The organism is Pseudomonas sp. 5.2, assembly GCF_059025405.1.
This window is the reverse complement of the sequence record NZ_JBYBHH010000007.1, coordinates 307,566-320,324: the sequence shown is the minus strand read 5'-3', so window position 1 is coordinate 320,324 and position 12,759 is coordinate 307,566. Positions and strand designations below refer to the sequence as shown.

Sequence of the window (12,759 nt, the reverse complement as noted above, 5' to 3'; positions counted from 1 at the left end):
CCTCAACCTATCCATGGCGCGATGACCGCCAGAAGGACCTCGGCCGCGCACAACACGAAGGCGCAGACCATGAGCACCCCTTTGGATACCAATGCCTTGAAAGCCCGCCAGCAAGCCGCGTGGGCCAGCGGTGACTACGCCGTGATCGGCACCACCCTGCAGCTGGTGGGTGAACGCCTGGCCGAAGCCTGTGATTTGCGCTGGGACGAGCAGGTGCTGGACGTGGCGGCCGGCAACGGCAATGCCACCCTGGCCGCCGCGCGGCGCGGTTGCCGCGTCACCTCCACCGACTACGTGGCCGAGTTGCTCAAGCGCGGTGAGGCACGCGCTCAGGCCGAGCACCTGAACGTGGTGTTTCAAGTGGCCGATGCCGAAGCGTTGCCGTTCGCCGAGGGTGCATTCGATGCCGTTCTGTCGACCTTCGGTGTGATGTTCACCCCCGATCAGGCCCAGGCCGCGCGGGAATTGAGCCGCGTCTGTCGTTCCGGCGGCCGGATTGGCCTGGCGAACTGGACGCCCCAGGGTTTCGTTGGCCAGATGTTCAAGACGCTCGGGCGCCACGTTCCGCCGCCAGCCGGGGCATTGCCCCCTTCACGCTGGGGTGACGAGGAGCAGTTGCGGGTACTGTTCGACAGGGCGCTTGGCCAGATGCAGGTCACCCGTCAACACTTCAACTTCCGCTATCGCTCTGCAGCGCACTTCATCGATGTGTTCCGCACTTGGTATGGGCCGGTGCACAAGGCGTTTGCGGCATTGGCGCCTGAAGCTGCCAATGCGCTGGAGAGCGACCTGACTGCGCTGTTGAATGTAAACAACGTGGCGGGCGGGGCCTCGCTGGTGGTACCCAGCGAGTATCTGGAGGTGGTGATCACGCGGCGTTGAGCGTCAGCGACTGCTGCCTAGTTCTTGCACTTGGCCATCACCACCTGGCAGGTCTTCGGCGTCCCCCCAGACCTGCCTGCATAGCGCACACAGTTGTTCAGCGACTTCTGCCGGGCAATGCTCAGGGTATTGCCCCAGGCCAGGCCACCTTCGCCCGTAGTCGGTACGGCCTTGGCGAAGCAGTTGGAGCCAACGGTGGAGGCCGCATAGCGGGCTTGGTTTTTTTTGCTGGAGCAGCCCGCGCTCAGCCCCAGGCCGAGGATGAGCAGCGTGTTCAGTGCCCAGAACGCCCACGTGCGCTCCCGGTAGTCGCTCATGCTGTTCTCCTTGTTCGAATGATGCCAAAGCGCTGAAGGTGGAAAAGTACAGCGCGGGTGCTTGCAGGATACCATTCAAGCGAAACGGTGAACTATCGCGTCGTAGAGACGCTCCTTTCTTTAGCGCACCCCGCGCACGCCTGATGATGTCTTTGTCATCAGGCCCGGGTCACTGAACGATAAGGAGGCGCCGTGACCGCATCTGAGCAAACCCTCTACCGCTGCACGCCAGGCCCATTGCACGCCATGCTGTTGGCCGGCAGTGTTCCGCTGTTTCTTGGCGCGCTGATGAGCGATATCGCCTACTTCAATAGCTACCAGATCCAATGGAGCAACTTCGCGGCCTGGCTGATCGCCGGTGGCCTGGTGTTCTGTGGGCTGGCGCTGCTGTTCGCGTTGGTCAACCTGATCCGCGCCGAGCGCAAGGGCGGGCGTGCGACCCTGTATTTCGTGCTGTTGCTGGCGACCTGGGTGTTGGGGTTGGTCAATGCCTTCGAGCATGCCAAGGACGCCTGGGCAGTGATGCCGTCGGGGTTGGTGCTGTCGGTCATTGTGACCGGGCTCGCAACTGTCGCGGCGTGGACTGGCCTTAGCAACCTGCGTTCGGGAGGTGTGGCATGAAGGCTTTGCATACCTTGAGCCTGTTGAGCATGGCGTTACTGATCAGCGCCTGTGGTGGGGAAGGCACGCCCACTCAAGCCCATGGCCCGGACCCCAAGCTGCCTGAGCCACAGCGTGGTTTGCTGCCGAGCATGAAGATCGCTGAGCCAGTTGCCTGGGGTGAGCAGAAGCCGACTGTGCCTGAGGGCTTCAGCGTCACGGCAATCGCCACCGGCCTGAACATCCCGCGCCAGAGCCTGGTGCTGCCTAATGGCGATATTCTCGTAGCCGAAGGCCGCGGCGGCAGCGCCGCAAAACTCAAACCCAAGGATGTGATCGCCAGCCAGATCAAGGCCAAGGGCAATACCCAGGTCAAAGGCGGCAATCGCCTGACGTTGCTGCGCGACGCCGACGGCGATGGCACCTACGAGGTGCAGACGGTGTTTGCTGAAAACCTCAACGCCCCTTACGGCCTGGCGTTTGCCAACGGCAAGCTGTACGTGGCCAACCAGGATGCATTGGTGCGTTTCGACTACCAGGAGGGCCAGACCAAGGCCAGCGGTGCGCCGGTCAAGGTCACCGACCTGCCTGCCGAAATCAACCACCACTGGACCAAATCGTTGGCCGTCAGCGCTGATGGGCGCTTCCTTTATGTGGGTATCGGCTCGAACAGCAACATCACCGAGCGCGGCCTGGAAGTGGAGATCGATCGGGCCATGGTCTGGCAGGTCGATGCCCAGACCGGTGCTCACCGGCCCTATGCGACCGGCTTGCGCAACCCGACGGCCTTGGCTGTTCAGCCGCAGAGCGGGCAGGTGTGGGCGGTGGTCAACGAGCGTGATGAACTCGGCCCTGATCTGGTCCCGGACTACCTGACGTCGGTGCGTGAAGGCGGGTTTTATGGGTGGCCCTACAGTTATTGGGGCCAGAACGTCGATGACCGGGTCAGGCCACAGAACCCGGACAAGGTGGCGGCGGCAATCAAGCCGGACTACAGCCTTGGCTCGCATGTGGCTGCATTGGGGGTCGACTTCTCGGTACCGGCCATGGGCGAGCGCTTCGCCGACGGGGTGTTCGTGGGTGAGCACGGTAGCTGGAACCGGCCAAACCCCGTGGGCTACAAGGTGATCTTCGTGCCGTTCAGCAATGGCAAGCCGGGAGGCGAACCGATCGACTTCGCCACGGGCTTCCGGGGCGAGGACGGCAAGACGCGTGGGCGGCCGGTGGGGGTCACCGTCGACCCGCGCGGTGCCTTGATCATTGCCGACGACCTGGCCAATACGGTCTGGCGGGTGACGCGCAGCCAGTAATGACTATGCTTGTTGGCGCGTGAACCTTTCACGCGCCAACCCGGAAACGAATACAGGGAAGCAGGCCTATGAAACCCATTAGCTCACTCGCTCGCGCTGTCGCACTCGCCTCGCTGGTCTTCGCTGGCAGCTTCAGCTTCACGGCCCAGGCCGCTGATGTGCCGATTGGTAGCGAAGCGCTGGAAAGCCATGTCACCACCAAGGTGCAGGCTATCGACCTGGCCAGCCGCCAGGTCACGGTGGAGGGCGCCAACGGCAAGCCTGTGACCTTCCAATTGACCGAGAAGGCCAAGGCGCTGCCCAACCTCAAGGTCGGCGACACGGTTGACATCTACGTGACCCGCGCTGTGGCTTATGTGCTCAATACCGAGGTGGGCGGCGCGCCTAAAGTGAGTGATGAGTCCGGCAGCATTCGCGCCACCAAGGACAACCCCAACCCCGGCGGTGAGGCGTTCCGCCAGGTCAAGGTCACGTCGCAGATCAAGAAGATCGACCTCAAGAAGCATGAGGTGAGCCTGCTGCCGCCGGAAGGCAAGCTGCAGGTGGTGAAGGTCGAGAACCCTGACCTGCAGGCGCGCATGAAGAACCTCAAGGTCGGCCAGACGGTCGATGCCATCTACACCGAAGTGCTGCGCGTAGAGACCTCACGCTAGGTCGGCGAGTGAGGTGCCCGACTATTCACACGGCGAATAGTCGGGGTGCATGTGTTTGATTTCCATAACCGGTGCAGATCCATCGATCATGGCCTCCATCACACAACAAGGTGAGGGTGGTCATGTTGAGCAAGTCGATGGTTCTGTTGGGTATCCCTGTGGCGATGGCGTTGCTGGCGGGTGCCGTGCTGCCGTTTCAGGCAGCTGGCAACGCCGCTGTTGGTCGGGCGTTGGGCCACTGGTTATGGGGGGCGTTCACCTCGCTGACGGTCAGTTCAGTGGTGGTGATTGCGGCGCTGCTGATACTGCGGGTGCCAACGCCAGACCTGGGCAAGGCCCTCCAAGGGCCGTGGTGGCTGTGGATTGGCGGCGTGCTGGGCGCGCTCTACGTGGCCGGCGCGGCAGCACTGACGCCGAAACTGGGCGCCGCGGGCTTTCTAGTGCTGGTGGTGGCAGGGCAGATCTTGACGGCGGTCATCGCTGACCACTTCGGGGTAATGGGGCTGGGGGGCAAACCGGTCAACCTGGCTCGGGTGGCCGGCGTGGTACTGATCCTGTGTGGGGTGTTTCTGGTCCAGGGGGACTGGGGGAGCAGCGCTGCGGCCAAGCCTGTGGTGCTCGAGCAGTCACAGCGCTGATCAAGTGCCTGGCTGGCTGCAGGCCCACACGGCCTCGCGCAGCCAGCGATGCCCGGGGTCGCTGTCTTTGCGGCTGTGCCAGGCCTGCTGATAGGCAAACGAAGGAATGGCCAGTGGCGGCTCAAACCGGCGCAACGCCTGATGCTGGCGCAATGAACCTACCGCGCGGCTGGCCACCGTGAGAATCAGGTCGGTGCCCGCAAGCACCTCGACCGCTGCGCTCCAGTGCGGCAGTGCTAGGGCTATCCGCCGCTGCAGGCCGTGGGCGGCCAGTGCGCGTTCTATTTCATCATGGGCATCGGGGTGCATGGCCATCAACACATGGGGGCGAGCCAGCCAGTCGGCCAACGCTAGGCCCCCACTGGCAGGCAGCACCTGGCGGTCGGCAACACTGATGAAGTGTTCCTCGAACAGTGGCTGGGCGGTGATGCTCTGCGGCAGCTCGGGGAATAGGCCCAAGGCCAGGTCGAGCTCCCCGTCGAGCAGTTGGGCCAGCATGGTTTCACGGCTGGCCTGGCTGATTGCCAGGTCTACACCGGGTGCTACCTGGCGCACGTGGCGGACCAGGGGCGGGAGGATGATGCGCGAAGCATAGTCGGACAACGACAAACGGAACCGACGCTGCGCCTTGGCAGGGTCGAACAGTGGAGCGGCCAGCAGTGCGTTGAGGTTGCCCAAGGCATCTTGCAGCGGCTTGGCCAGTGCCTGCGCACGTGCGGTCAGGGCCATGCGGCCGTTCTGGCGTATCAGCAAGGGGTCGTCGAAGTGCCTGCGCAATTGTGCCAGCGCGTGGCTCACCGCCGGCTGGCTGCGGTGCAGGCGCAGGGCGGCGCGGGTCACGTGCTTCTCTGTCAGCAGTGCATGCAAGGCCAGCAGCAGGTTGAGGTCGATCTTGCGCAGTTCATCCATGGGGCGAATAGTCGAGGCTGGTTGGGCGGGCTTTGATCAGCCTAACAGATGCTCTGGTTTGGGTGCGCGGCGGTGCGCATGGCGGTCGGCTATTGCTGCACGGGTTGCAGAAATCATCTGCACTGCGCCGTATTGTTCAACTTGCCATGCCTAATTAGCCTGTATCGAAACCGTCATCCTCACAGGAATCGATCATGGCCAGCCGTATAACACTCAACGCCACCGGCACTGCCGATGTCATGCAGGTGCAGCACGTCCAACCGCAAGTGCCAGGGCCAGGCGAGGTTTGGCTGGAGCAGACCGCCATGGGCGTCAACCCGCTGGACGTACTGCAGCGCAAGGGCGGGGCGCCCCTGGCATTGCCGTCTGGCCTGGGGCTGGAGGGCGCAGGGCGGGTGAGCGCGGTGGGTGAAGGGGTGGGCAATGTGCGCGTGGGGGACCGGGTGGCGTATGCGATGGGCCCGGTAGGCGCTTATGCCAGCGGGCGGCTGTTCCCTGCCGAGCGCCTGGTAAAGCTGCCGGACTCACTGGATGACGAAGCCGCCGCAGCCGTATTGTTCAAGGGCATCACCGCGCAGTACCTGCTGAAGAGCACCTACCGCGTGGGGCCGGGTACCCAGGTGCTGCTGTATGGCGCGGGCGGGGCATTGGGGCAGCTCATGGCGTCTTGGGCCAGGCACCTGGGGGCGACCGTGATTGGCGTGGTGTCGCGACCACAGAGCGTCGAGCGGGCGCGGGCGGCGGGCTGCCATCACGTGATGGTGTTCGAGGCGGCCACGTTGGCCAGGGAGGTGCGTGAGTTGACGCACGGCGAGGGCGTGGACGTGGTGTATGACAGTGTCGGCAAGGTGTCGCTGGAGGCCTCGCTGGACAGCCTGCGCCCGCGCGGGTTGCTGGTGTCGTTTGGTGGCACCTCCGGCGCGCCGGCGGCCATTGAAGTGGCCACGCTCAATGCCAAGGGCTCCCTGTACCTGACGCGCCCGTCACTGGCAGCCCATACGCGCACCGTCGAGGAGTACCAGCAGCGCGCCGCCGATGTGCTGGCGGCGGTCGACGCAGGTATCATCCAGCCTCGGGTCTGGCGTCGCTACCCGCTGGCCGAAGCGGCCAGGGCCCACGCGGACCTGGAGCAAGGGCTGTCGGAAGGGGCGCTGATTCTCATTGCCTGACTTTCCTACCTTCTGCCGAGCCTTGCCATGGACGCCTTCGACAGCCGCCGCGCCGATGAACTTGCCACCTTGCTGGCCCTACACGAGCAGGGGTCGTTCGCGGCTGCTGGACAGCAACTGGCGCGCCACCCCACGGTGCTGTCCAAGCGCCTGAGCGCACTCGAAGCACGCCTTGGCATCCGCCTGGTTGAGCGCAGCACGCGGCAACTGCGCTTCACCGACGAAGGTGAGCGGTTGGTGGCGCGGGTGCGTGAGGCCAGCCGGCTGATCGCCGAAGCCGAACAGGAAGCCACGCAAGGGGCGGTAACGGTGCGGGGGCGTTTGCGCCTCGCCTTGCCGGCGGCCATGGGGCGGCGCTGGTTGAGCGGGATGTTGGCGGATTTTGTGCTGGCCTATCCGCAGGTCACCGTGGAGGCCGAGTACGCTGATCGCTTCGTTGACCTGATCGGCGAGGGCTTTGACGCTGCCATCCGTATCGGCGAGTTGGCCGATAACCGCCTGGTGGCGCAAAAGCTGTGCGATCACCGCCGCATCCTCTGCGCCTCGCCGGGCTACTTGGCCAGTCATGGCACGCCGCAGCAGCCTGAGCAGCTAGCCGGGCATAACTGCCTCGGCTTCAGCGGCTTGCGTTCGTTTCCCGAATGGCGCCTCACCCGGCAAGCGCAGCAAGTCAGTGTCAAAGTCAGTGGTTCGTTGCGCAGTAATGACAACGAAGCCTTGCTCGAAGCTGCTCGGCGGGGTGTGGGCATATTGGCTGGCGGCGACTGGCTGATGGGCGAGGATTTGGCCAGTGGGCGCTTGGTGAGGGTGCTGCCGCACTGGCAGCTCGACGTGGCGGCAGGGATCTACCTGGTGCGGCCTACGGCACGGCTGAACACCGCTGCACTCGGGGTTTTCAAGGCGTGGGTGACTGAGCAGTTCAGTGCGGGAGCGCCCTGGCGGCACCAGGGCGATCATCTTTAGATTTCGCCTTAATTTTATTGTTTAACTAGTTGAAATCAAACGATAAAACTATTTTTGGTTGTTCCGCCTGTTGTTAACGTTTTGCTGCAAATAATCAGGCTAAAGTACTGAAAAATATGAATTTATCGCCTTGCGACGGCATGCTGCACGCATTGCTCGTAATAGGTCTGCTTGATCGCCGCAGGTTTCAATCGCGAACGGCTGTTGTAAGTCTGCTCGGTAATGCCGAACGCGGTCATGCGCATCCACGGCTTGGCGAACTTGCGCGCCTGTAGCTTCTTGCGCGTGGCATACAGGGTTACCCCTGATAGCTTGGCCTGCTGGGCTTCTGCGGCGATCTGTGCGCCCCAGCCACAGGTCTGGCGATCGTTCTGGCTCAGCGTCCTGGCCTGCACGCCGAAGGCGGCCGTGGCCAGCAGGCAGCCGGCCATCGTTGCTAGAAGTACTCGCATGTTGCTGTCCTAAGCATCTGAAGGAGAAGGGAGTTTGCCTTCCCTTCAAACGCCTGGGGGCCAGCAATTTGCCGTCAGGCAGTGGCCATTCGCAACCGCCCTGAGGCGGGGACACGCAGGCTGGCCCAGGCCATGCAGCAGCACCAGGGCCGCGCTGACCCGCGCCAGGGTCGATCCCTGCCAGCGACGGGCCAGGCCCCAGGCAAACAGTGCGAACAACACGGCCAGTGGGAAGTTGTTGACCCGCGGTGACCAGTGCTGGGTGGCTGCATCCACGGCGCCGAGTTGGCTCATGGCCTGTTGCAGGTGGTCATAGCCGGGGTACGCTTGGGCGGTCAGCCACACGCCGGCCAGCAGCCACAGGGGGATCAGCAGGCCAGTGGCGAGCAGAATGCGGTCGAGCGGTTTCATGCTGTCGTTTCCTTCCATGGATAAGTGAGCGCGAAGCCGCACGGTACAGCCATTCGCTGGCTTTGGGCCAGCATGTGGCGCTGATTTTTCGCATTCCGCGTGTCGCAGACACAGTGTGAAATACCGCATTGGGTGTATGTGATCGTACAACTGCTTGCGCTATCATGGGCGCTGTCTTTCAAGGTGAAATACAGGGCATGACAGAGCAGCAGGTACAGGCAAGGACCCGGCGCAAGCCGCGCAGTCTGGCCCAGGAACTGGTCACGGTGCTGACCGAGCGAATTCGCAGCGGCCAGCTCAAGCGCGGCGACAAGCTGCCGACCGAATCGCAGATCATGGCGGAAGAGGGCGTCAGCCGCACCGTGGTGCGCGAGGCCATCTCGCGGCTGCAGGCCGCAGGCCAGGTGGAGACCCGCCATGGCATCGGCACCTTTGTGCTGGACGCACCGGCCACGGGCGGTTTCCGCATCGACCCGGCGACCGTGGTGACCCTGCGCGAAGTGCTGGCAGTGCTGGAGTTGCGCATTGCCCTGGAGATCGAGTCGGCAGGGTTGGCGGCGCAGCGGCGCAGTGATGAACAGCTGGTTGGCATGCGCGCAGCGCTGGACGAGCTCAACGAAGGCGCGGCCCATGCGACCGATGCCGTGTCCGCGGACTTCCAGTTCCACTTGCGCATCGCCCAGGCCAGCGGCAACCACTACTTTGCCGACATCATCAACCACCTGGGTACCAGCATCATTCCACGTACCCGGCTCAATTCGGCACGCCTGGCCCATGATGACCAGGCGCACTACATGAGCCGGTTGATGCATGAGCACGAGGCGATCTACGAAGCGATTGCCCGGCAAGACAGCGAAGGGGCGAAGATGGCCATGCGCATGCACTTGAGCAACAGCCGCGAGCGGTTGCGTCAGGCGCATGAAGAGGCGGAAGCGCAGGGGGGCTGAGCCCTCTGTCGCCCGGGCCGGCCTCTTCGCGGGTAAACCCGCTCCCACAGGGGGGGGGCACAGATTTCAGGCCTGCAGTGATCCTGTGGGAGCGGGTTCACCCGCGAAGGGGCCGGTACAGACAAAAAAAAAGCCCCGACATGTGCGGGGCTTTTTCCATTCTAAAGACGATCAGATCGCCTCTTCACTCCACTGCCCATTCACCAGGCGACGCAGCCCCAGCGGGTTGCCATCGCGCAGCGCCTCAGGCAGCAGTGCCTGCGGGTAGTTTTGGTAGCACACCGGGCGCAGGAAACGGTCGATGGCCAAGGTGCCGACCGACGTGCCGCGTGCATCCGAGGTTGCCGGGTACGGCCCGCCATGCACCATGGCGTCGCACACTTCGACACCCGTCGGGTAGCCATTGACCAGAATCCGGCCGACCTTTTCTTCCAGCAGCGGCACCAGCCAGGCGAACGCTTCGAAATCCTCCGGCTCGCCGATCAGGGTCGCGGTCAGCTGGCCGCGCAGGCCGAGCAGTGCGGCGCGCAGTTGTTCGTTGTCCTGGGCTTCGACGGCCACAGTGGTCGGGCCAAACACTTCTTCTTGCAGCAATGGGTCGGCGTCGACCAACAGGCGGGCGTCAGCCTTGAACAGTTGGGCGCGGGCTTGGTTGCCTTCCTGTGCCTGGCCGGCCAGGTGCTCGATGCCAGCGTGGGCGTGCAGGTGCTCCAGGCCGCCAACGTAGCTGCGCAGGCCGCCGGCGTTGAGCAGGGTCTGGCCAGCCTGTTGGTCGAGGTGCTGGCCGAGGTCGGCCAGCAACTGGCTGAATTGCGGCGATTGCAGGCCGATCACCAGGCCAGGGTTGGTGCAGAACTGGCCGGCACCCAGGCACACCGAGCCTGCCAGTTCGCGGGCGATGGCTTCGCCGCGTTTGGCCAGGGCACCGGGCAGGATGATCACCGGGTTGATGCTCGACATCTCGGCAAACACCGGGATCGGCTGTGGGCGTTCGGCGGCCATGCGGCACAGTGCATCGCCACCCTTGAGCGAGCCGGTAAAGCCGACGGCCTGGATCGCCGGGTGCTTGACCAGCCATTCGCCGACTCCGCCGCCGAAGACCATGTTGAACACGCCCTTGGGCATGCCGGTGCGCTCAGCGGCGCGCTGGATGGCACAACCGACCAGGTCGGCCGTGGCCATGTGGCCGCTGTGCGCCTTGAACACTACCGGGCAGCCCGCGGCGAGGGCGGCGGCGGTGTCGCCACCGGCAGTCGAGAAGGCCAGCGGGAAGTTGCTGGCACCGAACACGGCAACCGGGCCTACGCCAATGCGCATCTGGCGCAGGTCGACACGAGGCAGCGGTTGGCGATCCGGCAGGGCCAGGTCGATGCGTGCCCCCAGGTAATCACCGCGGCGCAGGACTTGCGCGAACAGGCGCATCTGGCCACTGGTACGCCCGCGCTCGCCCTGGATACGCCCTGCAGGCAGGGCGGTTTCGCGGCAGACAATGGCGACGAAGGCGTCGTCCAGCTCATCCAGTTCGGCGGCGATGGCATCGAGGAATTCGGCGCGGCGCGCCGGGGCCAGTTGGCGGAATTCGGCGAAGGCGGCAGCGGCGGCTTGGGCGGCTTGGTCCACTTCAGCCTCGGTGGCCTGGGCAAAGCTGTAGGGCAGGGCCTCGCCAGTGGTGGCGTCCAGGCTCTGCAGGCGTTGCGCGCCAGCGGCGCTGCGCTGGCCGGCGATGAAGTTGTGGCCGAGGATCTCAGGCATGGGGTGCTCCTTTGATGAAATAAAAGGCTGAAGGACGGCACGGTACTTGTGGGAGCGGGCTTGCCCGCGAACACCGGCAAAGCCGGTGCCCTGCATTGCGTTGGCTGCTTCGCGGGCGAGCCCGCTCCCACAGGGGCCATGCCAAATCGCTACATCAGGTAATCGGCGCCGGGTTGAACAGGGTGATGTCGTTGTGCAGCCGGTGTTGTTCGGCCCAGGTCTGCTTGCGGCCGCTGGCCACGTCCAGGTAGTAGTGGAACAGCTCCCAACCCAGTTCCTCGATGCTCGAGCGGCCTGTGGCGATGCGCCCGGCGTCGATGTCGATCAGGTCAGGCCAGCGCTCGGCCAGCTCGGTGCGGGTGCACACCTTGACCACGGGTGCCATGGCCAGGCCGTACGGCGTGCCGCGGCCGGTGGTGAAGACATGCAGGTTCATGCCAGCTGCGAGCTGCAAGGTGCCGCAGACAAAGTCGCTGGCCGGGGTCGCGCAGAAGATCAGGCCTTTGCGGGCGACTCGCTCGCCAGGGCCGAGCACGCCCTGAATAGCGCCGCTGCCGGACTTCACGATCGAGCCCAAGGACTTTTCGACGATATTCGACAGGCCGCCTTTCTTATTGCCCGGCGTGGTGTTGGCGCTGCGGTCGGCCGCACCTTGCTGCAGGTAGCGGTCGTACCAGTCCATCTCGCGCACCAGCGCATCGGCCACGTCCTGGTTCTCGGCGCGGGAGGTCAGCATGTAGATGGCGTCACGCACTTCGGTCACTTCCGAGAACAGCACGGTCGCGCCGGCGCGTACCAGCAGGTCCGAGGCATAACCCAGCGCGGGGTTGGCGGTGATGCCGGAGAAGGCATCGCTGCCGCCGCACTGCATGCCCAGGATCAGCTCGCTGGCGGGCACCGTTTCGCGACGGCGCTGGTCGAGCTTCTTCAGGCGGGTTTCAGCCAGCGCCATGATCTGTTCGATCATTTCGCCGAAGCCCAGGCTGGCGTCCTGCAGGCGATACAGCCACGGGTCGCTGAGGTCTACCGAGGGGTCGTTGTCGTGCATGACCTGGCCGGCCTGCAGCTTTTCACAGCCCAGGCTGATGACCAGCGCTTCGCCGCCAAGGTTAGGGTTACGCGCCAGGTTGCGCACGGTGCGGATCGGGATGTAGGCATCGCGGGCGTTGATCGCCACGCCGCAGCCGTAGCTGTGGGTGATGGCGACCACGTCATCGACGTTGGGGTACAGCGGCAGCAACTCTTGACGAATGCGCTTGACCGCATGCTCCAGCACGCCGGTCACGCATTGCACGGTGGTGGTGATGCCGAGGATGTTGCGGGTGCCGACGGTGCCGTCGGCATTGCGGTAGCCCTCGAAGGTAAACCCCTCGAGTGGCGGCAAGGCGTCGGGGACGGCGTCGCAGCGCGGCAGGCTGTCCAGCGCTGGGGCTTCTGGCATGGCCAGCTGGCTTTCCTGAACCCAGCTGCCTTGGGGCAAGTCTTCAAGGGCGTAACCGATGATCTGCCCATAGCGGCGCACCGGCTCGCCTTTGGCGATCAGTACGGTGGCGACCTTGTGGCTCTGCGGCACGCCTTCGACCAGGGTCAGGCCGTCGGGAAAGCGGGCGCCTTCGCCCAGGCCGCCGTCGTTGACCACTACCACGACATTGTCGTCATCGTGCAGGCGGACGTAGCGGGGCGAGTCGGAATGTTCGATCAACTGCATGTTCGGGCCCTTCTTGTGATTGCTCAGGCTTTATACATCCGCCCGCGG

13 protein-coding genes and 1 pseudogene are annotated in these 12,759 nt (G+C 64.5%); 8 read left to right on the top strand and 6 right to left on the bottom strand.

The annotated features are described in order from the left end of the window. Positions 1–69 precede the first annotated feature (69 nt). The gene (locus tag AC5PZ0_RS13840; RefSeq protein ID WP_493855197.1) at positions 70–882 is read left to right on the top strand and encodes a class I SAM-dependent methyltransferase; all 813 of its coding nucleotides are present in this window, start codon (positions 70–72) and stop codon (positions 880–882) included. A gap of 17 nt (positions 883–899) precedes the next feature. Here AC5PZ0_RS13840 and AC5PZ0_RS13835 read toward each other — a convergent pair whose 3' ends face one another. Next, positions 900–1,199 carry a hypothetical protein gene (locus AC5PZ0_RS13835; protein WP_085274366.1) on the bottom strand — a complete coding sequence of 100 codons (300 nt, stop codon included), beginning with the start codon at positions 1,197–1,199 and terminating at the stop codon, positions 900–902. 246 nt (positions 1,200–1,445) lie between these two features. Between AC5PZ0_RS13835 and AC5PZ0_RS13830 the strand changes: the two genes are divergently transcribed. The 4 genes from AC5PZ0_RS13830 (at position 1,446) to AC5PZ0_RS13815 (ending at position 4,400) form a co-directional block, all read left to right on the top strand. Further along, complete coding sequence (locus tag AC5PZ0_RS13830; RefSeq protein ID WP_493855206.1) at positions 1,446–1,820, top strand: DUF2231 domain-containing protein; 375 nt, start codon at positions 1,446–1,448, stop codon at positions 1,818–1,820. Next, positions 1,817–3,109 carry a PQQ-dependent sugar dehydrogenase gene (locus AC5PZ0_RS13825; protein ID WP_493855196.1) on the top strand — a complete coding sequence of 431 codons (1,293 nt, stop codon included), beginning with the start codon at positions 1,817–1,819 and terminating at the stop codon, positions 3,107–3,109. Before AC5PZ0_RS13830 ends, AC5PZ0_RS13825 begins: the two co-directional genes overlap by 4 nt. A gap of 68 nt (positions 3,110–3,177) precedes the next feature. After that, positions 3,178–3,762 carry a hypothetical protein gene (locus AC5PZ0_RS13820; RefSeq protein WP_493855195.1) on the top strand — a complete coding sequence of 195 codons (585 nt, stop codon included), beginning with the start codon at positions 3,178–3,180 and terminating at the stop codon, positions 3,760–3,762. Between the two features lie 122 nt (positions 3,763–3,884). Then, complete coding sequence (locus tag AC5PZ0_RS13815; protein ID WP_265970074.1) at positions 3,885–4,400, top strand: DMT family transporter; 516 nt, start codon at positions 3,885–3,887, stop codon at positions 4,398–4,400. Here the strand turns inward: AC5PZ0_RS13815 and AC5PZ0_RS13810 are convergent, their stop codons facing one another. Beyond that, positions 4,401–5,309 carry a LysR family transcriptional regulator gene (locus AC5PZ0_RS13810; RefSeq protein ID WP_099429085.1) on the bottom strand — a complete coding sequence of 303 codons (909 nt, stop codon included), beginning with the start codon at positions 5,307–5,309 and terminating at the stop codon, positions 4,401–4,403. A 194-nt stretch (positions 5,310–5,503) separates the two neighbouring features. On the opposite strand from AC5PZ0_RS13810, the gene AC5PZ0_RS13805 reads away from it, so the two are divergent. Together AC5PZ0_RS13805 and AC5PZ0_RS13800 are read left to right on the top strand one after the other, a co-directional pair. Then, positions 5,504–6,478 carry a quinone oxidoreductase family protein gene (locus tag AC5PZ0_RS13805; RefSeq protein ID WP_493855194.1) on the top strand — a complete coding sequence of 325 codons (975 nt, stop codon included), beginning with the start codon at positions 5,504–5,506 and terminating at the stop codon, positions 6,476–6,478. Between the two features lie 27 nt (positions 6,479–6,505). Next, a complete protein-coding gene (locus AC5PZ0_RS13800) occupies positions 6,506–7,441 on the top strand; it encodes a LysR family transcriptional regulator (protein WP_027593613.1) in 936 nt (311 codons plus the stop codon). Between the two features lie 122 nt (positions 7,442–7,563). On the opposite strand, the gene AC5PZ0_RS13795 is transcribed toward AC5PZ0_RS13800, so the two are convergent. Both AC5PZ0_RS13795 and AC5PZ0_RS13790 read right to left on the bottom strand, forming a co-directional pair. Beyond that, positions 7,564–7,893, bottom strand: coding sequence for a hypothetical protein (locus AC5PZ0_RS13795; RefSeq protein ID WP_085274370.1), 330 nt, complete (start codon positions 7,891–7,893; stop codon positions 7,564–7,566). Between the two features lie 123 nt (positions 7,894–8,016). Next, a pseudogene (locus AC5PZ0_RS13790) lies at positions 8,017–8,304 on the bottom strand (DUF998 domain-containing protein); the annotation flags it as partial. Between the two features lie 197 nt (positions 8,305–8,501). On the opposite strand from AC5PZ0_RS13790, the gene AC5PZ0_RS13785 reads away from it, so the two are divergent. Continuing rightward, positions 8,502–9,251, top strand: a complete 750-nt coding sequence (locus AC5PZ0_RS13785) for a FadR/GntR family transcriptional regulator (RefSeq protein ID WP_493855193.1) — start codon at positions 8,502–8,504, stop codon at positions 9,249–9,251. 171 nt (positions 9,252–9,422) lie between these two features. Here AC5PZ0_RS13785 and AC5PZ0_RS13780 read toward each other — a convergent pair whose 3' ends face one another. Both AC5PZ0_RS13780 and garD read right to left on the bottom strand, forming a co-directional pair. Continuing rightward, positions 9,423–11,003: an aldehyde dehydrogenase (NADP(+)) gene (locus tag AC5PZ0_RS13780; protein ID WP_085274371.1), complete on the bottom strand. Its 1,581-nt coding sequence runs from the start codon at positions 11,001–11,003 to the stop codon at positions 9,423–9,425. Positions 11,004–11,157: 154 nt separating this feature from the next. Further along, positions 11,158–12,711, bottom strand: a complete 1,554-nt coding sequence (gene garD, locus AC5PZ0_RS13775) for a galactarate dehydratase (protein WP_085274372.1) — start codon at positions 12,709–12,711, stop codon at positions 11,158–11,160. Positions 12,712–12,759: the final 48 nt, after the last annotated feature.